This is a genomic window from Halomonas saccharevitans (assembly GCF_900116405.1).
Classification (GTDB): Bacteria; Pseudomonadota; Gammaproteobacteria; order Pseudomonadales; family Halomonadaceae; genus Halomonas; species Halomonas saccharevitans.
The window spans coordinates 16,153-42,671 of the sequence record NZ_FPAQ01000008.1 but is presented as its reverse complement, the minus strand read 5'-3'; the positions used below and the strand labels follow the sequence as shown (position 1 = coordinate 42,671).

Here is a 26,519-nt window from a genome sequence, read left to right as displayed (position 1 = left end):
GAGGCGGCCGCCATGGTGGATCCGATGAATGACGCGCGACGTAGGCAAGGAAGGAGCGCCGCTGGCCGACTGGCGGTTATCGCCCTGGTGCTGCTGGTGCTGGGGGGGTGTGCTCAGATTCCGCACGCCTCGGTGGTCGGCGAGCAGGAGCGTATCGAAATCGCTGAGCGTCCCGCGCCGCGTGCCAACGGCTCCATCTATCAGGCCGAGCGGGGCTATCATCCGCTGTTCGAGGATCGTCGGCCGCGGATGATGGGCGATATCCTGACCATCGTGCTGGACGAGGAGGTCAGCGCCAGCAAGAACAGTCAGTCCAACGCCGATCGCAGCGGCTCCTCCAGCCTCGAGCTGGCCCAGCTGCCGGACGCGCTGGACACGCTGGCCGAGTACGGCTTCGATATTGCCGGCGACAGTGACTTCAGCGGTGGCGGCGGGTCCGAGGCCAACAACTCCTTCACCGGCACCATCACCGTCTCGGTGGTCGAGGTGATGAACAACGGCAACCTGCGCGTGCGTGGCGAGAAGCAGATCGCCATCAACCAGGGCACCGAATTCATCCGCTTCTCGGGCGTGGTCAATCCACGCACCATCACCGCCCAGAACACCGTACCGTCGACCTCGGTCGCCGACGCGCGGATCGAGTACGTCGGCGATGGCTATATCAACGAGGCGCAGCACATGGGCTGGCTGCAGCGCTTCTTCCTCAACGTCTCGCCCTTCTAGGTGGTGGCATGATGCGTGTTGAACGAATGGCGAGCACTCTGCTCAGACTCCTGCTGCTGGTCGCGGTCGCGCTGATGGCCCTGCCGGCCCAGGCCGAGCGCATCCGCGAGCTGGCCAACTTCGGTGGCGTCCGCGATAACGTGCTGGTGGGCTATGGCCTAGTGGTCGGTCTGGACAACTCAGGCGACCAGACGACCCAGGCGCCGTTTACCGGTCAGAGCCTCTCCAACATGCTGTCGCAGTTGGGCATCACCGTGCCGCCGGGTACCAACATGCAGCTGCGCAACGTGGCGGCGGTGATGGTCACCGCCGACCTGCCGCCGTTTTCGCGGCCCGGGCAGCGCATGGACGTGACGGTCTCCTCCGTCGGCAATGCGCGCAGCCTGCGCGGCGGCACCCTACTGATGACGCCCCTCAAGGGTGCCGACGGCGATACCTACGCCATCGCCCAGGGCAACCTGCTGATCGGCGGGGCCGGGGCCCAGGCCGGCGGCGCCAGCGTGCAGATCAACCAGCAGGCCAGCGGTCGCATCGCCGGCGGCGCCATGGTCGAGCGCGAGGTGCCCGTTGACCTCGGAGCCAACGGCGGGCTGCTCGAGCTCGAGCTCAAGGAGGCCGATTTCGGCACCGCTCAGCGAGTGGTCAGCGCGATCAACGCCGAGTTCGCCCGGCCGGTGGCGGCGGCCCGCAATGGGCGCGTCATCGCCCTCGATGGCCCCCGCAACGCCAACTCACGGGTCAACTTCATGGCGCGGGTCGAGAACATACGGGTCACGCCCACCGAGGCGCCGGCGCGGGTGGTGCTCAACTCGCGCACCGGCTCCATCGTGCTCAACGGCAACGTCACACTGGGTCAGGCGGCCGTCGCCCACGGCAATCTCTCCATCGTCATCGATACCGACGTCGGGGTGAGCCAGCCCAACCCCTTCGGCGGCGGCGAGACGGTGATCGTCGAAGATACCGAGATCCGCATCGAACAGCAGCCCGGCACCCTCAAGGTCGTGGAAGGCGCCGATCTGCTCGAGGTGGTGAACGCACTCAACTCGCTGGGCGCCACGCCCAATGACCTGATGTCGATCCTCGAGGCGCTCAAGGCCGCGGGATCGCTGCGCGCCGAGCTGGAGATCATCTGATGAGCATGAGCGCGCCAGATACCATGAGCGGCCAGTTCGCCCTCGATGTTCAGGGCCTCGAGCGGCTCAAGCACAGCGCCCGCGAGACGCCGGGTGAGGGGTTGGACGCCGCCGCCAAGCAGTTCGAGGCGCTGTTCGTGCAGATGATGATGAAGAGCATGCGCGACGCCGTGCCCTCTTCGGGGCTGCTCGACAATCGCCAGACGGAGTTCTTCCAGGAACTGCTCGACAAGCAGTGGTCGCAGGGCATAGCCGAGCGCGGCGTGGGCCTGGCAGACCGTCTGATGGAGCAGCTCGACGGGCGCGGCGCCAGCGCGCCGCAGGCTCGCAATGGCGAGATCGAGGCGCTGATCGCCGGTATTCCCCGTGGCACGCCACGTCCCCTCGAGGACGCGTTGCGCCCGGAAACGACACCCGTTGCGGACGACGAGGTGCCGATGCCGAGCTCCTTCACCGACGCGCTGCAGACGACTGCACAGGCGGCCAGCGGGACGAACGCCGAAAGCGAGACTCTTGACCGCACCTCGGGCCGCGACGCGGATCGCGAATCACCGGCCCACGTGCGTGACTTCCTCGAACGCCTGGAGGCCCCCGCCCGGACGGCCAGCCGCGCCTCCGGCGTGCCGGCCGAGCTGATCCTGGCTCAGGCTGCACTGGAGACCGGCTGGGGCCGACACGAGATCGCCACCGCCGGTGGCGGCAACAGCCACAACCTGTTCGGCATCAAGGCCGGCAGTGCCTGGCAGGGCGAGACCACCGAGATACTGACTCACGAAGTGATCGACGGCCAGCGCCAGGCCGTGCGCGATCGCTTCCGGGTCTATGGCTCCTTCGAGGAGGCCTTCACCGACTATGCCCGACTGATCGGCAACAATCCGCGCTACGCCGGTGTGGTCGCGGCGGGCAGCGCCGACCAGGCCGCCCGTGCCCTGCAGCAGGGCGGCTACGCCACCGACCCGGCCTATGCCGACAAGCTGATCGCCGTGATGGATACCCTAGGGCCGCTGGCCGGTGACACGACCCTGGCAAGTCGCGGTTCGGCCAGCGGTTTCGGTTCCTCCTACTGACACGACTCTCAAGATTGCCGTTGCACTGCCGATGACTCTCTTATCGGCCTAAGGAAACCACGCCATGAGTATCTTCTCCACCGGACTGAGTGGCCTCAATGCGGCCCAGAACGCCCTGGCGACCACCAGCAACAACATCAGCAACGTCTTCACCCCGGGCTATAACCGCGAGGTGACGATTCTCGGTCAGACCTCGACCGGTGGCGGGGGGGTGCAGGTCAACGACATCCAGCGCCAGTTCAACGACTACGTGGCCGCACAGCTCAACGCCGCCACCAGCAAGTCCAGCGCTCTGGAGACGTACGCCAACCAGGTTGGCCAGATCGACAGCCTGCTGGCGGATCGCGAGGCCGGCTTGGCGCCGCTGATGCAGAACTTCTTCTCCTCCCTGGAAGATCTGGCCAGCGCGCCCTCCGATCCGGCGGCCCGACAGGGCGTGCTCGGCTCGGCCGATAGCTTAAGCGCGCAGTTCCGCTCCTTCGACGGCTACCTGCAGGACATGCAGCAGGGCATCAACGGCCAGATCGCCGACGAAGTCACCCAGATCAACAACACCACCGAGCAGCTCGCCGGCCTCAACCGCGAGATCGCCCTGGCCCGGGCGCGCAGCGGCGAGGCGCCCAACGGGCTGCTCAATCAGCGTGATCAGCTGGTCAACGAGCTCAGCGAGCGCATGGACGTGCGCCTCAACATCCAGGACGGCAAGACCTACAACGTCAGCCTGCCCAACGGTCAGCCCCTGGTCGCCGGCACCCAGCAGTTCAAGCTCGAGGCCATGGACTCCCCTGTCGATCCCCAGCGCACCGTGCTGGGCTATCGCGACTCCGCCGGCAGCCTGGTGGCGCTGGATGAGGACACCGTCACCGGCGGCACCCTGGGCGGGCTGATGGACTTCCGCGCCGAGACCCTGGACAAGACGCAGAACCAGATCGGCCAGATGGCCGTGTCGCTGGCCGTGGCGTTCAATCAGCAGCATGCCAACGGGGTGGACCTCGATGGAGAGCCCGGCGGCGCCTTCTTCGACATCGGTCAGCCTCGGGCCTTCTCGGCGAAGGGCAACGATGGCAGCGCAGAGGTGGTCGGTGCGGCCTTCGATACGGCCAATATCGATCAGCTCAAGACCAGCGACTATCGGATTCGCGTCACCAGTGCGCCGCCCTCTGGCCCCGCCGATTTCGACGTCACGCGTCTCGACGGCGGCGGCAAGCTGGATATCTCTGAGCTCTCGTTCGAGGATCCGAATGGCAACGGCACGGACGCCACGCTGAGCTTTGGCGGGGTGACGCTGACCTTCGACGATACCGCCAGCATGGCGCAGAACGACCGGTTCGACGTGCAGCCGGTGCGTCGCGCGGCTGGCAATCTGGAGAGTGCCATCGCCGATCTGGACAAGATCGCTGCCGGCAGTCTGGTGCACGGTGATACCGATGCGATCAAGGATTATCAGGCGGAGCCAGGCCAGGCCCTTGCTTCCGGCAATGCACCCTGGAGCCTATCCGTCACGGATACCGGCGGCGGTAGCTTCGAGATTGTCGCCACCGATGACGCCGGTAATGCGGCGACGGGCGCGCCTTTCACTGGCATGGAGCCCGGCGATGAAATTACCGTCGACGGCATCACCCTGACCCTGGGAGAGCTCGAGGATGGTCAGACCCTGACCCTGGATGCCAACGCCACTGGCAGTGGCGATAACCGCAATGCCCTGGCCCTGCAGGATCTGCAGGACGAGAGCATCGTGGGCGACTCGGCCAGCCTGAGCGGCGCCTACGGCGCCATGGTCAGCGATGTGGGTAATCGCACCAATATCGTGCAGGTCAACCTGGATGCTCAGCAGGGCCTGACCGACCAGCTCAAGGCCGTGCAGCAGTCCGAGTCCGGCGTGAACCTGGATGAGGAGGCGGCCAACCTGATCCGCTACCAGCAGTTCTACCAGGCGAATGCCAAGGTCATCGATACCGGCAAGACGGTTATCGACACCATTCTCGGTCTGCGCAACTGATTTCCGGAGAGTCCTAGATGCGTATCAGCAGCGTCACCATGTTCGAGCAGAGCGTCTCGTCCATGAATCGCCAGCAGAGCGATTTCCTCAAGGTCAGCCAGCAGATCGCCAGCGGCCGTCGCGTGGTCAATCCCTCCGACGACCCCCAGGCCGCCTCCCGCGCCGTGGGCGTCGACCAGGCCCGGGCGGTCACCCAGCAGTATGCCGATGCCCGGGTCAGTGCGCGCAACTCCCTGTCCCAGACCGAGAGTGTGCTCAATAGCGTCAGCGATGCGGTCACCAGCGCCAAGACGCTGCTGGTCCAGGCCTCGAGCGAGACCCTGAGTGACGTTGATCGTCAGTCGGTGGCCTCGGAGCTGCGCGGCGTCTACGAAACGCTGATCGGCCAGGCCAACGCCACCGACGGCAACGGGCGCCACCTGTTCGGCGGCTACCAGGACAGTACCGAGCCCTTCGTCAAGAAGGATGGCCGAGTCGAGTACGTAGGCGACAGCAACAATCGCGAGCAGCGCGTCGATGCCTCGCGGCTGATGGAGGTCAGCGACAACGGCCAGGCTATCTTTCAGAGCGTGCCCAGCGGCGCCGGCCACGTGGCCACCGTGGATACCGGCAACACCGGTAGCATGACCTTCAAGGGCCCGCAGATCGTCGATCAGGAGCGCGTCAAGCCCACTCAGGCCTATGACATCGACTTCGACGACACCTCCGGTGACATGCGCTATAGCGTGACGGACAGCGACGGCAACGTCGTGGCCGATGGCGTTTACCAGGCCGACGGCGAGGAGTCGATGCGCGTCGAATTCGAGGGCCTGTCCATGGAGTTGTCGGGTGAACCCGCCGATGGCGACGCCATCGCGGTTAACCCCGCCGACCAGGGCAATACCGATCTCTTCGCGACCCTCGAGAACGCTATCGCCGTGCTCGAGAGTCCAGCCGAGAATGCCAACGACAAGGCGGCCCTGCGCAACACCCTGAGCACCTCGATGCGCGAGCTGGACAACAGCTTGGACAACGTTCTGACTACCCGCGCCTCTGTAGGCGCGCGCCTCAACGAGCTGGACGTGGTCGATTCCGTCGGCGGCAACCGCATGATCAACTACGAGCAGACGTTATCGGACCTGGTCGATCTCGATTATTCCGAGGCGATCGGTGAGTACAGCCTGCGTCAGGTGGGCCTGCAGGCCTCTCAGCAGGCGTTTGCCGATATGAAGGGCATGTCGCTCTTCCAGTACCTTTAGAGCGCTGTAAGAGGGAGCGTTGTCGGATCGTTTTGAGAGAACCGGTGTAGCGCTCCCCGAGGCCTGCGACCTCCAGATCCCTCCGCCCCGCTGCCTGTCCTGGCCGGGGCGTTTTCTTGTCAGCCAGTGATCGGCAGCGGCGCCATGGTCTCCAGCAGGTTCTGCAGGAAGGCCAACCCTTGGCTGAACAGCCGCTCCAAGAAGCTCGCCAGGTCGGTCATCAGCACCATCAGCAGGATCAGGCCGACCGTCAGCGACGTCGGGAAACCGATGTTGAAGACGGTGAGCTGCGGCGCCGAGCGGTTGAGGATGCCGAGCGACAGGTTGATGATCAGCAGTGAGGCCACCAGCGGCAGGGCCAGCAGCAGGCCGGCGGTATAGATGGTGCCGCCATAGCGGGCCAGCATGATGAAGGCCTCAGGGTTGAAGCGGCCGATACCGATTGGCAGGGTCTCGAAGCTGGCGATCAGGATCTGCAGCACCATCAGGTGGCCGTTGAAGGCCAGGAATATCAGCAGCGTGATCATGTATAGGATGCGTGACAGCACCACCATGTTGGTGCCGCTGGAGGGGTCGAAGAAGGTGGCGAAGGCCAGGCCCATCTGCAGGCCAATGAAGTCACCCGAGGCTTGCACCACGCTGAGCATTACCTTGACCGTGAGCCCGATGGCGGCACCGATCAGCAGCTGCTCGACGAGGATGCCGAACCCTGCCCAGGAGAATAGCGGCACCTCGGGCATCGGCGGCAGCACCGGGGCGATCACTACCGCCACGGTGCCGGCCAGGCCCAGCTTGGCCCGGCGCGGGACGCTGGAGTGACCCCATAGCGGGGCACTGAGCATCAGCGCCGTGATGCGCGCGAAGGGCCACAGGAAGGCGACGATCCAGCCATGCAGCTGTGCGAAGGTGACCTCCACCATCAGCGTGCGCTTCTCTTTACAAGAACATCTGGGGTCACAAGATCATGTGGGGTCACGAGATCATCGCGGGTATGTTGCCGAACAGCTCGCGGGTGAAGTTCATGATCAGGGTCAGCAGCCATGGACCGGCCAGTACCAGCACCGCGAACACGGCGAGGATCTTGGGGATGAACGACAGGGTCATCTCGTTGATCTGGGTGGCGGCCTGGAACAGGCTGACCAGAAGGCCGGTGGTCAGGGCGGTGAGTAGCAAGGGGCCGGCCAGCAGCAGCGTAACGCGCATCCCTTGGTAGGCGATGTTCATCACCTCTTCCGGTGTCATCCTGGTCTCCTCGTCAGTGCGTTCGTGCCGCGTGGCATCGGGGAACCTGAAATACCGGCACATGGATTCACAGATAGAAGCTCTCGGCCAGCGAGCCGATGATCAGCTGCCAGCCATCTACCAGCACGAACAGCATCAGCTTGAACGGTAGCGAGATGGTGATCGGCGGCACCATCATCATGCCCAGCGACATCAGCACGCTCGCCACCACCAGGTCGATGATCAAAAAGGGGATGAAGATAGTGAAGCCGATCTGGAAGGCGGTCTTCAACTCGCTGGTGACGAAGGAGGGCACCAGGATGCGCATCGGCACGTCCTCGGGCCCCTGGAGCTCGCCGATATCGGCTAGGCCGGCGAACATTGCCAGGTCGGGCTCGCGGGTCTGGGCCAGCATGAACTCCCGAAAGGGGCCCTGGGCGCGGGTGAGAAACTCATCGAAGCTTATCGTGTCGTTGGAAAGCGGCACCCAGGCCAGTTCGTGCACCTGGTCGAGCACCGGCGACATGATGAACAGGGTGAGAAACAGCGCCAGCCCCAGCAGCACCTGAGTGGGCGGCGTGGCCTGGGTGCCCATGGCGGTGCGCAGCAGGCTAAGCACGATGATGATGCGCGTGAAGCAGGTCATCATGAGCAGCACGGCCGGCAGGAAAGCCAGCGAGCTGAGCAGCAGCAGGGTCTGCAGCGACAGCGACCACTTCTGGCCACCATCCTCCATCGGCCGGCTGACGATGCCGGGGATCTCCTGGGCCAGCGCCATCGCGGGTGAGGCCAGCAGCAACGTGACGGCCAGTGTCAGCAGTATTCGCTTCGAGACGGTATGGCTCACGCCTTGCCCCCTCGGTCGATGCCGGCGTTGTGCCGGATCGCCTTGGCCAGGCGGGTGGCGAAGGCGTCACCCGGTGCGAAACTCGGCCCTTTCGAGGGAGTGGATTCCTGAGGGGAGGCCGGGGCCGGCAGGTCATGCAGCTTGTTGACCTGGCCGCCGCCGACGCCGAGCACCAGCCAGGTGTCTTCCACCTCGACGATCACCACGCGCTCCTTGGTGCCCACCGCCGTGCTGCCGACGACCCGCAGATGGCGGCCATGGCGCTGATGGGGCAGGCCCCAGCGGCGCAGTACGGCGGCGGCCACCAGGATGATGACCAGGATCAGCCCCAGGGCGGCGGCAGTCTTGCCAAGCGTGGCCATGCCGATCAGCGATTCGCCGCCGCTGACGGCGGCGTCCAGGCCGGCGGATGACGTGTCGGTCGCGCCCTCGCTCATCGGTTGAGTTTCTGGACCCGTTCGGAGGGGGTGATGATCTCAGTAATGCGGATGCCGTACTTGTCCTCGACGACCACCACCTCGCCCTGGGCGATCAGATAGCCGTTGATCAGGATGTCCATGGGCTCACCGGCCAGGCCATCCAGTTCGATCACCGAGCCCTGGGCGAGCTCCAGCAGCTGCTTGATGGTCAGCTTGGTGCGGCCGAGCTCCACGGTGAGCTTGACCGGGATGTCCATGATCATTTCCAGGTCGCGGCCCGAGGCCGTACCCTGGCTCGCCTCGAGGGGCTGGAAGACGCTGCTGCCGGCGGATTGGGCGGATGACGGGGCGGCAGTTGCCTCGGCCTGCGGTTCTGGTTCCGGTTCCGGCTCCGCGGCTGCCTGCTCGGCCATCGCCTCCGCCCAGGGGTCGTCCTCGGCGGCGGGCGCCTCGTCGTGCTGTTCCGACATGGCGGCGGCCCAGTCGTCGTCGCTGATGTTCTGATCGGGGGTGTTGGGATCAGTCATGGGAAGATTCCTTGGGTTGCGGCCTGGAGCCTTTCACGAAGGCGTCGGCTGGCGCATGGTCGGCGGCATGGTCGAAGATGCGCAGCACGCGCAGGGCATGCTGCTCATTCTGGCTGCCGTATTCACACTCCATCACGGGTACGCCGTCCACGCTTGCCGTCACCGTCTCGGGAAGCTCCATGGGCAGCACATCGCCGGCCTTGAGGGCCATGACGTGGTCGATGCGACTCGGGATGTCGGTGAAGTTGGCGACCAGTTCGATCTCGGAGTGACGGATCTCGCCGGCCATGCGCCGGGTCCAGGTGCCATCCTGGTCCTGGCTGCCGTCGCTCAGGGGATTGGTCAGCAGGTCGCGCAGCGGCTCGATCATGGCGTAGGGCATGCAGATCTGGAAACTGCTAGCCAGGTTGCCTACCTCGAGGTTGAAGCTGGTGTTGACCACGATCTCGTTGGGCGAATTGGTGATGTTGGCGAACTTCGACTGCATTTCCGAGCGCAGGAAGCTGATCTCGAGGGGATAGACGGACTTCCAGGACTCGCTGTAGGCGTCGATGGCGAGGTTCAGCAGGCGCTGGATGATGCGCTGTTCGGTGTTGGTGAACTCGCGACCTTCGGACTTGGTCACGAAGCGACCGTCACCGCCGAACAGGTTGTCCACCACCATGAATACCAGGCTTGGGGGGAACACGATCAGGGCAGAGCCACGCAGAGGCTTCATGGCGATCATGTTGATGTTGGTCGGCACCGGCACGTTGCGCGAGAACTCGCTATAGCTCTGATAACGGACCGATTCCACGGTGAGGTCGGCGCTGCGGCGAATCAGGTTGAACAGCCCCATGCGGAAGTGCCGTGCGAAGCGCTCATTGATGATGTCCAGCGCATGCAGGCGCTCGCGGATGATGCGGTGCTGGGAGGCCGGGTCGTAGGGACGCACGCGTGCTGTCCCGCTGCCTTGGGTCGCTTCCGGCTCGTCATCACCGCTCACGCCCTTGAGCAGGGCATCGATCTCATCCTGGGACAGCAGATCATCTTGGGACATGGTGTGTTGGCTACCCCCCAGCCTATTGCACGATGAACTCGGTGAAGAGCACGTCATCGATGGCCAGTTCCGGCTGGTTGTCTGACATGGGCGCCTCGAGGGCGGCGATGACCTGCTCGGCCAGGCGCTGCTTGCCGCCGGGCGAGGTCAGCTCGCCGGCCTGCTTGCCGGAGAACAGCATCAGCAGGCGGCTGCGTACCTGAGGCATGTGCTGCTCGAGCAGGGCCTGGCTCTGCTCATCACCGAGCTTCAGCGACAGGCCGGTATAGAGCAGGCGGGGCCCATACTGGTCGTCGGCCAGATTGACGGTGAAGGGCTCGATCGGCAGGAAGATCGGCGCTGGCGGTTCGGGCACCTCCTGGGCGCTTAGCGCCGACTGCGCCTCGTTCTCGGGCTGGCTGAGCACCATGTAGAGCGCCACTGCCGCCGCCGAGCTCGACAGGATCAGCAGCACCATCATCGACCACAGAAGCTTGCGGGAGCCGCCGCTGGATTTCGCCATTCTCATTCCTAGATTGCAGTAGATTGCCCACGCTGACGGCGCAGTATGCGGGCAGTGACGGGATCATGATGATCCGAACAGGCCCGAAGATGGCGCCTATCTTTCGCGTTTGGTGCTCGGTCAGGGGCGGCTCAGGCGTAGAGATCGACGCGGCCGTCCAGGGGCTGTTCGCGAGCGGCCCGATCGTCGAGGGCACTCGGCGCGCCCGCATCCGCCGCGTCGTCTGCGCCCGAGGCCAGCATCTCGCCAGGCCGGCCTGAGGTGCCGTTACCCTCGGTGCCGCCCTGGCGCTGCTCGCCCACCGACGTTTCGCCCAGGCTGATGCCCTGCTCGGCCAGCGCCTCGCGCAGCTGCGGGATCGCCTGCTCCAGCGCCTGGCGCACCTGGGCATGGGCGGAGACGAACTGCGCCTGGGCGCCGTGATCGCCCATCTTCAGCGAGACCGATAGCGGTCCGAGCTCCGCCGGATGGAGCTTGAGCTCGACGCGCTGCTCGCCGCCCTGCTGGCTGAGGCGCACCATCTGCTGCCCCAGCTGCTGCGACCAGGCGGGACTCGCGACCGGTGCCGTCAGGCTGGCCTGGGCCGTGGCGGACGCGCCGGCCGTCGCACCGGGCATGCTGCCTCCTGTCGTGCCGTTCATGGCATTCGCCACGCCCTGGCCGATCAGTTCGCTCCCCCCCGGGGCCCGCGAGCTCTCGCCGCGCTGGGCCAGCAGGGCGTCGCTGACGGCCGAGAAACGAAGCGCCTCGTCGGCCGCCGCCGTGGTCTGCGCGTTGCCGGCGACAAGCTCGGTCGGGCGCTCGGCGTTGGCAGAGAGCGCCGCCGCGTTCGACTGAGGCGGGCCGGCAAGCGCGCGGCGGTCGGCGGCGATCGCCTCGAGCAGCGGGTTGGTGCGAACTGCCTGGCCGGTGGCATTCGCGGTGCTCGGCGCGTTGGTGACGGCCGGACCCCCGGGGGCGGCCAGGGGCAGCAGCGCGAGGGCGTCGTCCGCCTCGGGGCGGCCGGCCTGTTCGATCAGGGCGAGGCGCTCCTGCACGGCATCCCAGACGCCGTGTCCCGTCGTATTGGTACCTTGCGATGGCTGCTCGGCCTGCTTCAGGACCTGCAAGGCGGCCTCGATGTCGTCGGCCGAGAGGTGGGGCAAGGCCGCTTGGCCCTGCTGAGACACCGCCTGGGCTCGCTGATCCAGCGCCTCGGGGGCGCCTGGGCCGGCGTTCTCGCTCATCTCTCCGGTGACTCCCGCCGAACCTGAACCTGAACCAGAACCCGAGACCTTGGCCAGCAGGGCCTTGAGCGTATCGCCCGGCGTGGCGGCGTCGGCAGGCGCCTCATCCTGACCCTGACCTCGCGTCGCGGCCAGCGGCGAGGAGGTGGCCTGCCGGGATGGCGCCTGAGCCGACGGCTCGGCGGTCTCTCGGCTGGCGCTCGGTCGGGCCTGGCTCGCGCCGGCCAGATGGCGGGCGAACTCGTTGCCCGGGGCCTTGGCGACCCCGTCGGCGGCGCGTTTCCCGGCTCCATTTCCGGGGGCGCTGACCAGCAGCTGGATATCCATCGCAGTCTCCTTGTCGGCTCAGTGCTCGAAGTGCGACGAGCGCTGGCGGACCAGTCGGTTATTGACCAGGTCATCACTGACGTGCTGTTCCCGGCGTTGTTCATCGCGGCGCCTGACGGCCTCCCGGCGTTCGGCCAGGGTGTCGTAGGACGACAGGCGCTGCTGTTGTTGTTGCCAGTGCTGGCGAGTTCGTTCGACCCGCTGCTGCTGGGCGGCCAGGGCCTGGCGAGCGCGCCCCAGGGCGTCGTCCAGGGAGGCGAGGAACTGCTGGTAGTTGCGCATGGTGGCCGGATCGATGCCGTCGCGCACGGCCGCGTTCAGCTTCTCGGCATACTCCTGGCGGTAGCGGTGCAGCGAATCCAGCTGCTGGCTGACCTGGCTCGAGGTGCGCTGTTCACCGGCCAGGGTCTGCCCGGCCTGGTCCCGGGCCTCTCGGGCGAGCTCGACGAGGGTGTCGAGCGAGGTGCGATCGCGGCTCATGACGGTCCTCCGAGGACGCCGGCCAGGGCCTGGCGGGCGTCGTCCATGCTGCTGTTTTCCTCGATGCGCTGCTGCAGGAAACCCTCGAGCTGCGGGTAGCGCCGTACGGCCTCGTCGAGCTGCGGATCATTGCCCGGGTGATAGGCGCCGACGCTGATCAGGTCGCGGTTGCGCTGATAGCGCGAGAAGAGTCCCTTGAACTGCTGGGCCTGGCGCTGTTGCCCGGCATCGACGACGGCGGTCATCACGCGGCTGATGGAGGCCTCGATATCGATTGCCGGATAGTGGCCCGCCTCGGCCAGGGTCCGCGACAGCACGATGTGGCCGTCGAGGATGGCGCGCGCCGAGTCGGCGATGGGGTCCTGCTGGTCGTCGCCCTCGGTGAGCACGGTATAGAAGGCGGTGATCGAGCCGCCGCCGCGTTCGGCGTTGCCGGCGCGTTCGACCAGGTTCGGCAGTTTGGCGAAGACCGAGGGCGGGTAGCCCTTGGTCGCCGGCGGCTCGCCGACGGCCAGGGCGATCTCGCGCTGGGCCATGGCGTAGCGGGTCAGGGAGTCCATGATCAGCAGCACGTTGCGTCCCTGGTCGCGAAAACCCTCGGCCAGCCGCGTGGCGTAGGAGGCGCCCTGCAGGCGCTGTAGCGGCGAGGTGTCGGCGGGCGCCGCTACCACCACGGAGCGGCGCAGCCCCTCCTCGCCGAGGATATTGTCGATGAAGTCCTGAACCTCGCGCCCCCGCTCGCCGATCAGGCCGACCACGATCACGTCGGCGCGGGTGTAGCGCGCCATCATGCCGAGCAGCACCGACTTGCCGACCCCGGAGCCGGCGAACAGCCCCATGCGCTGGCCGCGGCCGACGCTCAGCAGGGCGTTGATGGCGCGGATGCCGACGTCGATCTGCTCCTCGATGGGGGCGCGCGCCAGGGGGTTCAGCGGCGGCGTGGAGAGCGGGGCGCGCGGCGCATCGGCCAGCGGCGCCAGGCCGTCCAGGGGGACGCCGTTGCCGTCGACCACGCGACCCAACAGAGCCTCGCCGAGGGGGAAGCGTCGCGCGCTGTCATTCGCGCCGTCGGTCAGCGCGAAGACCCGGGCACCCGGCATCAGGCCGCTGATCTCGGCCAGCGGCATCAGGTAGAGCCGATCGCCGGAGAATCCCACCACCTCAGCCTCGGCGAAGCGTTCCTGCCCGCTGTGCCCGGCCGGGAGCTCGATGCGACAGGCGTTGCCCAGCGCCACTTGAAGGCCGACCACCTCGATCACCAGGCCCGTGGCCCGCACCACCCGGCCGCTGGTGCGGCAGGGCGGCAGCGGTTCCACACGACCGCGCACGCCGCGCAGGGCGCGCTGCCAGTGAGCCTGGTGCGAATTGGTGGACAGCGTCTCGGCCACTACTGATCATCCTCCGATCGAGGGGTGGTGGGGCCCCGGTGGCGGACCTGCGCCTTCACGGCCTGCCAGCGGCTCTCCCAGGTGGCATCGAGTTCGCCGTTGGCGCTGGTGACTCGACAGCCGCCGCGGCTCAACTGGTCGTCCGGCTGCAGCGTCCAGCCGGCGGCCGAGAGCTCGTCGCCCAGGTGCGTCTGTACCAGCTTATGGTCGAGCGGGTGCAGCCAGAGCCGCTGCTGGCCGACCAGCGGCGGCTCGGTGTGCAGCAGCGCACGCACCAGTTCCAGCACCTGGCGGGGCCTTGCCTTGAGGGCCTCGCCGGCGAGCTGGTGCCCGGTGGCCAGTGCCAGGTCGACCAGATCCTCGGCGACGCGCTCGTCGAGGGTCTCGAGTGCCTCGCCGAAGGCGCCGGCGAGCTCGGTGAGGGGGATGAGCGTCTCGGCGAGCCGCGCGTCCATCTCGTCCTTCGCCTGCCGGCGTCCCTCCTCGAGACCCTGAGCCAGACCTTCGGCATGGCCCTGTTCGCGGCCGGCCGCGAGGCCCTCCTCATGGGCCTCGCGGCGGATCCGCTCGCGCAACGCCTCGAGCTCGGCCTGGCGGCGCACGGCGTCGCGCCGCTCGGCCGAGCGCTGCGACTCCTGAGGGCGCTGGGCCTCGTCAGGGCGCTGCGCATGGCTCGGCGGGGCCTGCAGCTCGCCCATCTGCCAGCGGCGCCAGGGGGAGCGGCCGTCGTCCCGGTCCGCTGAACCGGGCTCAGACATAGGTGTCGTCTCCGCCGCTCAGCACGATCTCGCCGCCGTCGGCGAGGCGTCGCACCACCTGCAGGATGGCCTTCTGCTCGGTCTCCACCTGGGAGACGCGGATCGGGCCGCGGGCCTCCATGTCCTCGCGCATCAGATCGGCGGCGCGCTGGGACATGTTGCGCATGAACTTGTCCATGAGCGTCTCCGGCGCCCCCTTGAGAGCCACCACCAGCGAGTTGGTGTCGATCTCCTTGAGGATCATCTGGATGCTGCGGTCGTCCAGATCGATGAGGTTCTCGAACAGGAACATCTCGTCGATGATCTTCTGCGCCAGGTCCTCGCTGTGGGAGCGCACCGTCTCGATGGCGGCCTCTTCCTGGTTGGAGTTCATCAGGTTGAGGATCTCCGCCGCGGTGCGGGCACCGCCCATCTTGCTGCGCTTGAGGTTCTGGCCGTCGAGCATGTTGGTCAGCACCTCGGTGAGCTCCTGCAGGGCGGCGGGCTGCACGCCGCTGAAGGTCGCGATGCGCAGCACCACGTCGTTGCGCAGCTTGTCGTCGAACAGCGCCATCACGTCCGCCGCCTGGTGGCGATCCAGATGGATCAGCACGGTGGCGATGATCTGCGGGTGTTCGTCGCGGATCAGCTCCGCCACCATCGAGGCTTCCATCAGGTTCAGGGCATCGATACCGGTACCCGAGCCGCTGGTTTCCAGCACGTCCTCGATCAGGCTGGAGGCGCGGTCGCTGCCCAGCGCCTTGGTCAACACCGAGCGGATGTGCTCGCTGGAGTTGAGATTGAGCGCGATGAACTCTTCGGTCTCGTTGTGGAATTCCTGCAGCACCTGGCGCATCTCGTCATGGGAGACCTGATCCAGGTGGGCCATCTCCGTGCTGATCTGCTGGATCTCGCCGGGAGCGAGATACTTGAACACCTCGGCCGCGCTGTCCTCGTCCAGGGCCAGCAGCAGGATCGCGCTGCGACGCGCGCTGCTCATCTCTTGTGGCTTACTCATGCTTGTTCATCCAGCTGCGAACGATCATCGCCACCATGCGCGGATCCTCTTCGGCCATCTCGCGCAGGTCCTTGAGGTTGTCCTCGTAACCCGAGGCCTTGCGCGCGCGTCGCGGCTTGTCGTAGGTGGTCTCGTCTTCCCGGCCGTCGGCGGGCGCGCTCTGCTCGTCTTCTCCGCCGACCCTGGTCTGGAAGGTGGGAGCGGGCTGCGTGGCCGGCTGCGGGGCCTGGGTCGCGCGCTTGATCAGCGGCCGCAGAATCAGCAGGTACAGCAGCAGGATCGCCAGGCCCACCAGCAGGTAGCGTCCCAGATTGAGGGCCAGCTGCTGGACATCGGGCTGCTGCCACCACTCGAGGGGCTCGATCTCCGGACCCGACTGCGTGAAGGGGCTGTTGACCACGGCGATCTCGTCGCCGCGTGCCTGGGAGAACCCCATGGCCTGGCGCACCAGGCGCTCGATCTGCTCGATCTCGGCTTCGCTGAGCGGAGTCGGCTGCATCACGCCCTGCTCGTCCGGCGTCGGGCGATAGTTGACCACGACGGCGGCCGACAGCCGCTCCACCTGTCCACTGCGGTGCTGAACATGGGCGATGCGCCGATCGACCTCGTAGTTGATCACGTCATCGCGGTTGAGGTTGCTCGTCGCCTGGGGGGTGTCCTCGCCGGCCTGCTCGCCCTCGCCGTCCTCTTCCCCTTCGGGCGGATTCGCCACCGGGGAGGGCGCGGCGCCGGGCGGCGTGTTGCTCAAGGCGCCGGGGATGCCGCCGGCCAGGTCGTCGCTGCCACTATAGTTGATGCTGCTCTGGCGGCTGCGCACGGCGGCCTCGTTGGGCGGCTGGTTGGGCGCGTAGCGCTCCGAGGTCTCTTCCCTGCGGGAGAAGTCCACCTGGGCAGTCACCTGAGCCTTGACGTTTTTGCTGCCCAGAATCGGCGCCAGGATGGATTCGATGCGCCGCTGGTAGGAGCGCTCCACCTCGGCGACGTAGTCCAGCTGGGTGCCGTCCAGCCCCAGGCCGTTGCTCTCTGGGGCGGTCAGCAGGCGGCCATCCTGGTCGACCACGGTCACCGCATCGGCGGCCAGGTCCGGCACGCTGCTGGAGACCATGTGCACGATGGAGTTGATCTGCCCCTCGCCGAGTACGCGACCGGCATGCAGAGAGAGTACTACCGAGGCCTTGGCCGGCTCGCGGTCGCGCACGAACACCGAATCCTTGGCCAGGGCGAGATGCACGCGGGCGGCATTGACCGGTCCCAGCGATTCCATGGAGCGCGACAGCTCACCCTCCAGGCCGCGCTGGTAGTTGATCTGCTCGGCGAACTGGCTGATACCGAAGGCCTGGTTCTCCATCAGCTCGAAGCCGACGTTGCCACCCTCGGGCAGGCCCTGCTCGGCCAGCTGCAGGCGCAGCGTATGCACCCGGTTGGCGGGCACCAGCAGTGCCTGGCCGCCCTGACTGAAACGATAGGGCACGCCGCGGGTATCCAGCTCGTTGATGATGCTGCCGCCGTCCGCCTGGCTCAGGTTGCTGTAGAGCACGCGGTAGTCGGGGCTTTGGGCCCACATCAGCAGCGCGGCGATGATCGCGATCGAGGCGGCGCCCGCGACCAGCAGGAAAACCAAAGGATTGCCGCGCAGCTGATCTTTCAAGCGCGTGAGTCCCGCCGAGCCTTGTGAGGGCTGGCGTTCGGTGGCTGAGGCGCCACTGCTCATATGGGCCTCCCGGCGTGGCGGGAGGCGTGAGCGAAGTTCGTCAAGGCAGAAGACATCGAGTGCTGTCCGTCCATCGCGGTTTGCCGCCCCTGGAGTGGGCGGAGCTCTGATGGCGGCCATTATCCGCCCCCGCTGTCACCCTAAAGGCCAGAAAAGCCCCGTTTTTATGAGGCATTTGGCTGCTTGGCCGCGCGGCTCGGGCTGGTAGTCTGCCTGTCCTATTCCCGTGTCCTACAGGTCAAGGTGGTTGTGATGAGCGCGCCCGCGATTGAATCGATCCTCTCCCAGATGCAGTCGTTGTCCAGCCAGGCGGCGTCGCAGCCCTCCAGCGGCCAGCGGGTCGATACCCAGGTGGGCGGTGGCGGCTTCTCCGGCGAGCTGCAGTCGGCCATCCACCGCATCAACGAGCTGAAGCTCGAGGCCGGCGCCCAGGCCGAGGCCTTCCAGGCCGGCACGCCCGGCGTGGAGCTCAATGACGTCATGGTCGACATGCAGAAGGCGAGCGTGGCCACCGAGATGGGCATCCAGGTGCGCAATCGCCTGGTCACGGCCTACAAGGACATCATGAACATGCAGGTGTGATCGTTGGGCCGGAACCCCGGCCCATCCACGTGGCCTCCCTCCGGTCGGACGCGGGGGCAGCCGCGGACGCTGGTCGCGACTTCATTGATCTGCATCAAGAGAGTGGCAGCTCTTATGGTTCACTCGGCCGGCCAGTCCGCATAGAGTGCATCGTGTTTTCTTGATATAGATCAATCCGTCCTGCGATTGGGCCTTCTCAAAGCGAGACACCATGACGCAAGAGCTCCCTGTCGAGCGCATTATGAATACCGGCCTTCTGACCTGCCCGCCGGAGACGCCGCTGTGTGAGGCCGCGGCCCGCATGGCCGAGCGGCGTGTCAGCGCGATGCTGGTGGTGCGGGACGAGCAGGCGATCGGTATCTGGACAGAACACGACAGCCTGTCCGTTGACTTCACCCGTCCCGAGGCCCTGAGACTGCCCATCGAGCGCGTGATGAGCCATCCCGTGGCCACGATCGATCAGGCGACGCCGGTGGGAGAGGCCGCCGTGCGTTTCCGTACCGAGCAGCGCCGCCATCTGCTGGTGGTCGACGATGCCGGCAGCCCCAGGGGCATTATCTCCCAGACCGACATGGCCCTGAACCAGGGCCTGGAGCCCTACCTGCGTTTGCGCGAGGTAGGCGGTGCGATGCGCCTTCAGCCTCTGCTGCTGCAGGGCGAGCTGTCGTTGAACGATGCCGCGAGGCGCATGCGCCGAGAGGGTTGCAACGCCGCCGTGGTGATGTGTAGCGGCGAGGAGCTCGGCATTCTCACCGAGCGCGACCTGGTGAAATTCGTGGCCCGCCACCCGGGCGCCACCGCCATCGGCGAACTCGCCAGCCGGCCGCTGCTGACGATAGGCCTCGATGAGGCGCTGATCCATGCTCGGGACATGTTGATCGATCAGCGGGTGCGCCATCTGGGTGTGATCGACGGGGAGGGCAACGTCGTCGGCCTGCTGGGGTTTCAGGACCTGCTGGCCGGCGCCGAGCATCTCTATCTGGAGGATCTGCGCGAGGCGCTGGAGCAGCGCGATCAGGCCCTGGGCCAGTCGCGCCGTAACCTGCAGCTGGCCGAGCGGGTCATCGAGTCTTCCCTGGAAGGCATCATCATCACCGATGCCCAGACGCGCATCGAGTTCGTCAATCCGGCCTTCACGCACCTGACCGGCTACAGCCTGGAGGAGGCGGCGGGACGCACGCCGGCGCTGCTCTCCTCGGGGCGCCACGGTGCCGACTTCTATCAGGGCATGTGGCAGGCCCTGCAGGAGCACGGCTACTGGCGCGGCGAGATCTGGAACCGACGCAAGAGCGGTCAGCTCTATCTGGAGCTGTTGACCATTACCGCCATCCGCAACGATCAGGGCGAGGTCAGCAATTACGCGGCGCTGTTCAGCGATATTACCCACGTTCGCGAGAATGAGGAGCAGGTGCGCCGCCTGGCCTACTACGACCCTCTGACCCGGCTGCCCAACCGACGCCTGCTGGAGGATCGCCTGGAGCTGGCGATCCGCCATGCCCGCCGCCAGCAGCAGCGCTTGGCCGTGATCTTCCTCGACCTGGATCACTTCAAGCAGGTCAATGATGCCCTGGGCCACGCGGTGGGCGACGAGCTGCTGCTCAAGGTCTCCCAGCGGCTGCGCGCCCAGCTGCGCGAGGACGACACCCTGGCCCGCCAGGGCGGTGACGAATTCATCGTGCTGCTCAACGAGATTCGCGAGGTCGAGGAGGTCACGCGCGTGGCGCGCCGGCTCGTCGAATCGGTGAGCTCGCCCTTCGAGGTGGGTGGCCAAGTGTTCCGGGTCGGCTGCAGCCTGGGCATCAGTCTCTTCCCGGACGACGGTGCAGAGGTCGAGATGCTGGTGCGCCAGGCCGATGCCGCCATGTACCGCGCCAAGCAGGAGGGCCGCAATACCTACCGGCTGTTTCGCGCCGACATGCACCGCCAGGATCGTGGGCGGCTGGAGCTGGAGACCGCGCTGCGCGATACCGCCGAGACCGGCGAGGGGCTGGGCGTGCACTATCAGCCGCTCTTCGATCGCGATAGCGGCGAAGTGCACGGCGCCGAGGCGCTGCTGCGCTGGCATCATCCGACCCTCGGCCATGTCTCTCCCGGCGACTTCATCCCCCTGGCCGAACGCTCGGGGCTGATCCTGCCACTCGGCGAGCGGCTGATGCACCTGGTGGCCGCCCAGCAGCGTGACTGGCTGGACGCCGGTCTCGCGCCCCCCCGCGTCGCCGTCAACCTGTCGGCGCGCCAGTTCTGGCAGAGCGACCTGGTCGCCCAAGTGCGCGAACTCTACGCCGCCTATGACCTGCCGGCGGGGCAGATCGGCTTCGAGCTCACCGAGAGCATCCTGCTCGACAAGCAGCAGGAGGCGATCCACACCCTGCAGGCGCTGCGCGATCTCGGCTGTCGCATCGCCATCGATGACTTCGGCACCGGCTACTCCTCGCTGAGCTACCTGCAGGACCTGCCGGTGACCACCCTCAAGATCGACCGCAGCTTCATCCAGAAGCTCGGCGAGAGCCGCGGCAGCTCGGCCATCGTCGCCGCGGTGACGGGCCTGGCCAAGGAGCTCGGCCTGCGGGTCGTGGCCGAGGGCGTGGAGACCGATGAGCAGCTGCAGGCGCTCTCCCGCTATCACGTCAACCTGATCCAGGGGTTTCTCACCGGCCGTCCGGCGGATGCCGCGACCTTCGCCGAGCGCTACCTCGTCCGCGACGGCGCCCCGGCCTGAGCGCCCGCGCCGTCGAGGGCACAGGCCTGTCGCCATCGGAATGTCATAAATCGCTGATATAACGCGAATCAGGCCGCTTGCCGGCCGCCCGATTCCCAGCGACAGGACCCCCGATGCGACTTCTCGATCGACTGACCATCCGGCTCAGCTGGAGCCTGGTGCTGATCGCCTTCGGCGCGATCATCCTTGGCACGGGCGCGCTCGGCCTCTACGCCAATCATCACGGCCGCACCGCCTTCGTCGACCTCCGCGAGCGCCAGGGGCAGCAGTCCAGGGCCCTCCACCAGGCCTATATCGCCACCCTGAGGGCCCAGGTTGCCATGGAGCGCGCCGCTCACCTGCTGAGGGCGCCCTCCTTCGATCGTCCGGGGCCTGTCATCGACCAGGCACGTGCCGACATGGACGCGGCCAAGACGGCCTTCGAACGCTTCCAGGCACTGCCAACGACAGAGGCAGCCACAACGGCGGCCACAACGGCGGCCGGCGAGGAAGCCGTCGAAGCGCTGGCTTCGCGCTTCCACTCCCTACTCGGCACGGGGCTCTCGCTGCAGCTGATGCTGCTGGAGGAAGAGGATCTTAAGGGCTACGACGCCGGCAAGTCCCGGGTGGCCCAGATGAGCCAGGCCTTCATGGACGGCGCCGATGCCTTCTTCGCCGCCTCGGTCGCACGCGGTGACGCCCAGGCCGCGCGCTTCACCGCCATGGCAAGCTGGCTCAACCTGGCCCTGGCCGCCGCCCTGGCGAGCGCGCTGGCGCTGGTGCTGGTGGTGGTCTGGGGCGTGCGGGCCAACGTTATCCGCCCGCTGTCACGCATCACCGGGCACTTCCGGCGCATCGCCGACGGCGACCTCTCGACACCGGTGGAGGCGCGAGGCAGCAACGAGATCGGCCAGCTATACGCCGAGCTCGACGGCATGCGCCGGGCCCTGGCACAGACCGTCGAACGCATCCGCGACGGCGGCGGTGCGGTGCTGGAGACGGCAGGGCGCCTGAACGAGGGCAACCAGGAGCTCTCGGCGCGCACCCAGCAGCAGGCGGCGTCGCTGGAGCAGACCGCCGCCAGCCTGGACGAGATGACCGCCTCGATCGCCGATACCGCGGGTCACGTCCGCGAGGCCAACGAGCTGGCCGAGCTCGCCACCGATCGGGCCCACCGAGGCAGCGAGGGGATGAGCGCCTTCATCGAGACCATGGGCGAGATCCGCGAGCGCTCGACCCGCATCGGCGAGATCGTCGGCCTGATCGACGACATCGCCTTCCAGACCAACCTGCTGGCGCTCAACGCCTCGGTGGAGGCCGCTCGGGCCGGCGAGCACGGCCGAGGCTTCGCGGTGGTGGCAAGCGAGGTGCGCCAGCTCGCCTCGCGCAGTGCCCAGTCGGCCAGCGAGATTCGCGCGCTCACCGAGGCCTCCTGGGCCAGCATCGCGCGGGGCGACGGGCTGTCGCGCCGGGCCGGCGAGGAGATGGAGGCCATCGTCACCGCCATACACGGCCTCGGCGAGCGCATCGGCGGGATCGCCCACGCCGCCACCGAGCAGCACCGCGGGCTCGACCAGATCAATCAGGCGCTGCACCAGATGGGCACCGTCACTCAGCGTAATGGCGAGAGAGTGGCCGACGCCCAGCGCACCGCGCTGGCCCTGGAGGACGAGGCCGAGCAGATGCGGGCCTTCACCGCGCGCTTCTGCCTGCCGGTGCTGGCGACTTCGGACGATGACGAGACCGCCCCGGACGCCGGGTCGACGTCCGAGCATACCCAACCGGCGAGCGATGCGCGTGAGGCGCGTGCCGTCCGGGCCCCGACGGCGCAGACGGCCTGATGGGAGAGAACACGATGCACGATATCGCCGCCCCGGGCAGCGCCGCCGATGCGATGATCGATCGCGAGGCCTGGGAGCTCGACCGCATCCTGCGCGAGGAGGCCATCACGCCGCTCTTCCAGCCGATCGTCGATGCCGGCTGCCAGGGCATCTTCGGCTACGAGGCGCTGTCGCGCGGGCCATCCGACTCGCCGCTGCATTCGCCGGTAACGCTGTTCGACACGGCCCGGCTGACGGGCCGCCTGGTGGAGCTCGACCTGCTGTGTCGGCGCCTGGCCATCGAGGCCTTTGCTGCCCTGGACCTGCCGGGGCGCCTGTTCCTCAACGTCATGCCGACCTCGTTGCTCGAGGAGGATTTCCGCGAGGGGCTGACCCGCGCTTTCCTCGCCGGCGTCGGGCTGTCGCCGGAGCGGGTGGTGATCGAGCTCACCGAGCATCTGCCGATCCACGACTACGCACTGATGCGCCAGGCCGTGGATCACTATCGGCGCATGGGCTTCCAGGTGGCGCTGGACGACCTGGGGGCCGGCTACTCCAGCCTGCGCCACTGGGCCGAGCTGCGCCCCGATTTCGTCAAGGTGGATCGCCACTTCGTCCAGGAGGTCGACCGCGACCCCGGCAAGGCGCAGTTCCTGCACTCGCTGCTCGAGGTGTCGCGCAGCCTGGGCTGCCGGGTCATCGCCGAAGGCATCGAGACCCCCGGCGAGCAGCGCTGCCTGCGGGGCATGAACTGCGCGCTGATGCAGGGCTACCACTTCGCGCGGCCTTCCCGCGAGCCGCCGCGCCGGCTCGAGCAGCCCGCGCCGACGCCCGCGGCGGTGTCGGGCTCCTTCGGCGCCAGCGCCGCGATGCTCTGCCGCCACCTGGCGCCGGTGGCCCAGGGCACGCCGGTGCCCGAGGTGGTGGCGCGCTTTCGCGACGACCCCGAGCTGCGCTGCCTGGTCGTGCTGGACGCCGAGCAGCGACCGGTGGGGCTGGTGCGCCAGCACGCCTTCCTGTCGCTGTTCACCAATCCCTTCAGCCACTCCCTGCACGCAAGGCGGCCCATCGACGCGGTGATGGATCGGCGCATGCGCCTCGCCGAGGAGTCGATGCCGCTGGAGGCGCTCAGCCGCCACATCACCGGCTCGACCTCGGGAAGCCAGGACGACTTCGTCATCGTCGATGCCGACGGGCGCTACCGCGGCCTGGGCCAGGTCATCGACCTGCTGCGCGAGATCACCGCCCTGCAGGTGCGCAGCGCCCGCCAGGCTAACCCGCTCACCGGGCTGCCCGGCAACGAGGCGATAAACGACACCCTGGCGGCGCGGCTGGCCGACGACGCGCCCTTTGTCGCGGTCTATGCCGACCTGGATCGCTTCAAGGCCTATAACGACGCCTACGGCTATGCCCAGGGGGATCAGGTGATCCTGGCGGTGGGGCGCCTGTTGCAGGAGGCGGTCGGCGAGGCGGGGTTCGTCGGCCACGTGGGCGGCGACGACTTCATGCTGGTGCTCGACCCCGACGGCGCTCGGATGAGCTGCGAGGCGATCCTTGCGCGCTTCGCGCGCTTCATCCCAACCTTCTATGACCAGGCGCATCGCCGGGCCGGTGGACTCTCCGGGCGTGATCGCGACCACTGCGAGGTGACGGTGCCGCTGATGACGCTCTCGATGGCCGCCTACCCGGTGGCGAGCGGCTCGGGACTGACCGCGATGGAAATCGCCAACGTCCTCGCCGAGCTCAAGGGGCAGGCCAAGCGTCAGGCCGGCAATAGCCTGTTTGTCGATCGGCGCGGGGACGGGATCATGCGCTGATCACGGCGTTGCGTCCCTGCGCCTTGGCGCGATAGCTCGCGGCATCGGCGCGTCGCACGGCGTTCTCCACGGCCTGGTCGCCGCGCTGGAAGGTGCTCACGCCGATGCTGACGGTGACCCGCCAGGTCTTGCCGCGATGCTCGAGGCCGTTGGCCTCGATCCGGGCCCGCAGCGCCTCGGCGATGCGCATGGCTCGGGGCCACTCGCAGCCCGGCAGCAGCATGGCGAACTCGTCGCCACCCTGGCGGGCGGCGTGGTCGCTGCTGCGCGTCACGGCCCCCATCGCGTCGGCCACCTGACGCAGCATGCTGTCGCCCAGGGCATGGCCGCCCTCGTCGTTGATGGGCTTGAAGTGATCCAGGTCGAACAGCAGCAGCGCCGAGGGGGTGTCGGCCTTCTCCCAGGCGGCGAAGGCCTCCTCCAGGCGGCGCTCGAAGCCGCGGCGGTTGAGCAGGCCGGTCAGCGGGTCGTGCTCCGCCTCCCAGCGGCGCAGCGCGTCCTCATGCTGACGCTGGGTGATGTCGCGCACGGCGCCCACCAGGCCGATGAATTCGCCCTCCACGTGGATCGCATTGGTATGCACGTCGAGCCACAGCGTCTCGCCGTGCTCGTCGATGTAGCGGAACTGGCGCACGACGTCCTGGTGCTCGAGGAGGCTGGCCCGCCAGGCCTCGACCATCGGCGTGCGATCCGCTTCATGGATGCGCTGCGCCCAGGCCGTGAGGCGGATCGGCGGGGTGATGTTAAGCAGCTCCTTGAGCGTCTCGTTGACGAAGGTCAGCCGTCCGCGAGTGTCGGTCACGAACATGCCCTGGGGCGAGGCGTCGAGGATCCCCCGCAGGAAGGCCTCGCGCTGCTGAAGGTCACCGAGGCTCTGCAGCCGCTGCTGTTCCAGCTCGTTGAAGATATCGACGACGCGGCGCAGCTCGGTCATCCGGGTGGGGATCACCAGCTCGCGTCGGCGACCGAGGCTCAGCTCCTTGATCTGCTGCGCCAGGCGCGTCAGCGGTCGCAGGGTCAGCCAGATCAGCGCGCCCATCAGCGGCAGCAGCAGGCCAAGAGCCCACCAGGCCCGTTGCGTGATGCGCTTCATCACGCTGGCCAGGGGCGCATAGGCCTGCTCCATGGGCAGATAGATACCCACCACCCAGTCGGCGGGCCAGATCTGACGATAGGCCTTGAGGGCCTCGTGGCCCTGGCCGGTCTCCCCGAGGGTCTCGCCCTCCCAGCCCAGCAGGGCGAGATTCATCCCGGGGTCGTTCAACGCGGCGGCGGAATCCGGCCGGTCATCGCGCTGCCCGGGGTGATAGAGCAGCTGGCCCGAGGCTGTGGCCACTACCACGTGGCCGGCATCGCCGAGGCGCAGGCGCTTGAAGTCCTCGAACAGCTCGCTGCGGTCGATTTCCACCAGCCCGCCGAGGAAACCGGCGTAGCGGCCCTGGGCGTCCCGGCGGGGCACCAGCATCATCACCATCGGCTTGCCGGAGACGATGCCGATGAAGGGGTCGCTGACGTGGGGGCGTTGCACGTGGCGCATGAAGCGGGCGTAGGCCCGATGACTGATGTCGAGGCCGTTGCGCCCCGCCAGTCTTGGCCAGTTATCGACGACGGTGTTCTGGGCATCGACCAGCACCAGGCCCTCGAAGAGGGTGAGTAGCGCCTCGTGGTTGCCCTCGGCCAGGGTGCCGGCGGCGGCATGCGGCAGCCGGTCGGCCATGCGCTCCAGTGCCTCCAGGCGCTGCTCGATCTTCTGAGTGATGGCATTGCGCACCAGCTCCGCCTCGTAGCGCAGGTGCACGCGGTTGGACTCCTCGACCAGCAGGGTTCCAGACTGCCAGCCGAAAGCCAGCAGCATCACGCACAGCAGGCCCCACACCGCCGCGACGCCCAGTAGCAGGCGTCCGCGTAGGGAAAGCAGGTGTCGCCGCAGGGCGGCTGTCAGGGGCTCGAGGATCGTCAGGCTGGCTACCACTCAGGTTGCAGTCGTTTTTACGAGCGGG

At 67.5% G+C, this 26,519-nt stretch carries 23 protein-coding genes; 9 read left to right on the top strand and 14 right to left on the bottom strand.

Translation table 11 applies throughout. From position 1 onward, the window contains the following. Window positions 1-24: 24 nt before the first annotated feature. The 5 genes from BM388_RS05490 (at window position 25) to flgL (ending at window position 6,160) form a co-directional block, all read left to right on the top strand. Window positions 25-723: a flagellar basal body L-ring protein FlgH gene (locus BM388_RS05490; RefSeq protein WP_425431907.1), complete on the top strand. Its 699-nt coding sequence runs from the start codon at window positions 25-27 to the stop codon at window positions 721-723. Window positions 724-734: 11 nt separating this feature from the next. Beyond that, window positions 735-1,856, top strand: coding sequence for a flagellar basal body P-ring protein FlgI (locus tag BM388_RS05485; protein WP_281245177.1), 1,122 nt, complete (start codon window positions 735-737; stop codon window positions 1,854-1,856). 5 nt (window positions 1,857-1,861) lie between these two features. Further along, on the top strand, window positions 1,862-2,923 hold the full coding sequence (flgJ, locus tag BM388_RS05480; protein WP_089848120.1) for a flagellar assembly peptidoglycan hydrolase FlgJ: 1,062 nt from the start codon (window positions 1,862-1,864) through the stop codon (window positions 2,921-2,923). 64 nt (window positions 2,924-2,987) lie between these two features. Then, window positions 2,988-4,922, top strand: a complete 1,935-nt coding sequence (gene flgK / locus BM388_RS05475; protein WP_089848010.1) for a flagellar hook-associated protein FlgK — start codon at window positions 2,988-2,990, stop codon at window positions 4,920-4,922. A 17-nt stretch (window positions 4,923-4,939) separates the two neighbouring features. Continuing rightward, window positions 4,940-6,160: a flagellar hook-associated protein FlgL gene (gene flgL, locus BM388_RS05470; RefSeq protein ID WP_089848008.1), complete on the top strand. Its 1,221-nt coding sequence runs from the start codon at window positions 4,940-4,942 to the stop codon at window positions 6,158-6,160. A gap of 119 nt (window positions 6,161-6,279) precedes the next feature. On the opposite strand, the gene fliR is transcribed toward flgL, so the two are convergent. The 13 genes from fliR to fliF all read right to left on the bottom strand — a co-directional run bounded on the left by fliR (window position 6,280) and on the right by fliF (window position 17,602). Then, a complete protein-coding gene (gene fliR, locus BM388_RS05465; protein ID WP_089848006.1) occupies window positions 6,280-7,080 on the bottom strand; it encodes a flagellar biosynthetic protein FliR in 801 nt (266 codons plus the stop codon). A gap of 52 nt (window positions 7,081-7,132) precedes the next feature. Beyond that, window positions 7,133-7,402, bottom strand: a complete 270-nt coding sequence (fliQ, locus tag BM388_RS05460; RefSeq protein WP_089848004.1) for a flagellar biosynthesis protein FliQ — start codon at window positions 7,400-7,402, stop codon at window positions 7,133-7,135. Window positions 7,403-7,469: 67 nt separating this feature from the next. Then, the gene (gene fliP / locus BM388_RS05455) at window positions 7,470-8,159 is read right to left on the bottom strand and encodes a flagellar type III secretion system pore protein FliP (RefSeq protein WP_089848118.1); all 690 of its coding nucleotides are present in this window, start codon (window positions 8,157-8,159) and stop codon (window positions 7,470-7,472) included. A gap of 65 nt (window positions 8,160-8,224) precedes the next feature. Beyond that, entirely contained in the window at window positions 8,225-8,665 is a 441-nt protein-coding gene (fliO, locus tag BM388_RS05450) for a flagellar biosynthetic protein FliO (RefSeq protein ID WP_089848002.1), read from the bottom strand. Next, window positions 8,662-9,174 carry a flagellar motor switch protein FliN gene (fliN, locus tag BM388_RS05445; RefSeq protein WP_089848000.1) on the bottom strand — a complete coding sequence of 171 codons (513 nt, stop codon included), beginning with the start codon at window positions 9,172-9,174 and terminating at the stop codon, window positions 8,662-8,664. The genes fliO and fliN overlap by 4 nt, the downstream gene beginning before the upstream one ends. Next, window positions 9,167-10,213 (bottom strand): flagellar motor switch protein FliM, encoded by a 1,047-nt coding sequence (gene fliM, locus BM388_RS05440; protein WP_089847998.1) that lies wholly within the window; start codon window positions 10,211-10,213, stop codon window positions 9,167-9,169. Before fliM ends, fliN begins: the two co-directional genes overlap by 8 nt. 22 nt (window positions 10,214-10,235) lie before the next feature. Then, window positions 10,236-10,715 (bottom strand): flagellar basal body-associated protein FliL, encoded by a 480-nt coding sequence (fliL, locus tag BM388_RS05435; protein ID WP_089847996.1) that lies wholly within the window; start codon window positions 10,713-10,715, stop codon window positions 10,236-10,238. A 131-nt stretch (window positions 10,716-10,846) separates the two neighbouring features. Further along, on the bottom strand, window positions 10,847-12,268 hold the full coding sequence (locus tag BM388_RS05430; protein WP_089847994.1) for a flagellar hook-length control protein FliK: 1,422 nt from the start codon (window positions 12,266-12,268) through the stop codon (window positions 10,847-10,849). Window positions 12,269-12,286: 18 nt separating this feature from the next. Next, complete coding sequence (gene fliJ, locus BM388_RS05425) at window positions 12,287-12,748, bottom strand: flagellar export protein FliJ (protein WP_089847992.1); 462 nt, start codon at window positions 12,746-12,748, stop codon at window positions 12,287-12,289. After that, window positions 12,745-14,136 carry a flagellar protein export ATPase FliI gene (gene fliI, locus BM388_RS05420; protein ID WP_281245176.1) on the bottom strand — a complete coding sequence of 464 codons (1,392 nt, stop codon included), beginning with the start codon at window positions 14,134-14,136 and terminating at the stop codon, window positions 12,745-12,747. The genes fliJ and fliI overlap by 4 nt, the downstream gene beginning before the upstream one ends. After that, window positions 14,136-14,894: a flagellar assembly protein FliH gene (locus BM388_RS05415; RefSeq protein ID WP_089847990.1), complete on the bottom strand. Its 759-nt coding sequence runs from the start codon at window positions 14,892-14,894 to the stop codon at window positions 14,136-14,138. The genes fliI and BM388_RS05415 overlap by 1 nt, the downstream gene beginning before the upstream one ends. Beyond that, window positions 14,887-15,891, bottom strand: a complete 1,005-nt coding sequence (gene fliG, locus BM388_RS05410) for a flagellar motor switch protein FliG (RefSeq protein ID WP_089847988.1) — start codon at window positions 15,889-15,891, stop codon at window positions 14,887-14,889. Before fliG ends, BM388_RS05415 begins: the two co-directional genes overlap by 8 nt. After that, on the bottom strand, window positions 15,884-17,602 hold the full coding sequence (fliF, locus tag BM388_RS05405) for a flagellar basal-body MS-ring/collar protein FliF (protein WP_089847986.1): 1,719 nt from the start codon (window positions 17,600-17,602) through the stop codon (window positions 15,884-15,886). Before fliF ends, fliG begins: the two co-directional genes overlap by 8 nt. Window positions 17,603-17,854: 252 nt before the next feature. Between fliF and fliE the strand changes: the two genes are divergently transcribed. The 4 genes from fliE to BM388_RS05385 all read left to right on the top strand — a co-directional run bounded on the left by fliE (window position 17,855) and on the right by BM388_RS05385 (window position 24,519). Beyond that, on the top strand, window positions 17,855-18,184 hold the full coding sequence (fliE, locus tag BM388_RS05400; RefSeq protein WP_089847984.1) for a flagellar hook-basal body complex protein FliE: 330 nt from the start codon (window positions 17,855-17,857) through the stop codon (window positions 18,182-18,184). 241 nt (window positions 18,185-18,425) lie between these two features. Then, complete coding sequence (locus BM388_RS05395) at window positions 18,426-20,903, top strand: EAL domain-containing protein (RefSeq protein ID WP_245781465.1); 2,478 nt, start codon at window positions 18,426-18,428, stop codon at window positions 20,901-20,903. A gap of 113 nt (window positions 20,904-21,016) precedes the next feature. Then, a complete protein-coding gene (locus tag BM388_RS05390; protein WP_089847979.1) occupies window positions 21,017-22,723 on the top strand; it encodes a methyl-accepting chemotaxis protein in 1,707 nt (568 codons plus the stop codon). A gap of 14 nt (window positions 22,724-22,737) precedes the next feature. Next, window positions 22,738-24,519 carry a bifunctional diguanylate cyclase/phosphodiesterase gene (locus tag BM388_RS05385; protein ID WP_245781464.1) on the top strand — a complete coding sequence of 594 codons (1,782 nt, stop codon included), beginning with the start codon at window positions 22,738-22,740 and terminating at the stop codon, window positions 24,517-24,519. On the opposite strand, the gene BM388_RS05380 is transcribed toward BM388_RS05385, so the two are convergent. Continuing rightward, window positions 24,509-26,491, bottom strand: a complete 1,983-nt coding sequence (locus tag BM388_RS05380) for a sensor domain-containing diguanylate cyclase (RefSeq protein ID WP_245781463.1) — start codon at window positions 26,489-26,491, stop codon at window positions 24,509-24,511. The two genes, BM388_RS05385 and BM388_RS05380, sit on opposite strands and share 11 nt — an antisense overlap. Window positions 26,492-26,519 lie beyond the last annotated feature (28 nt).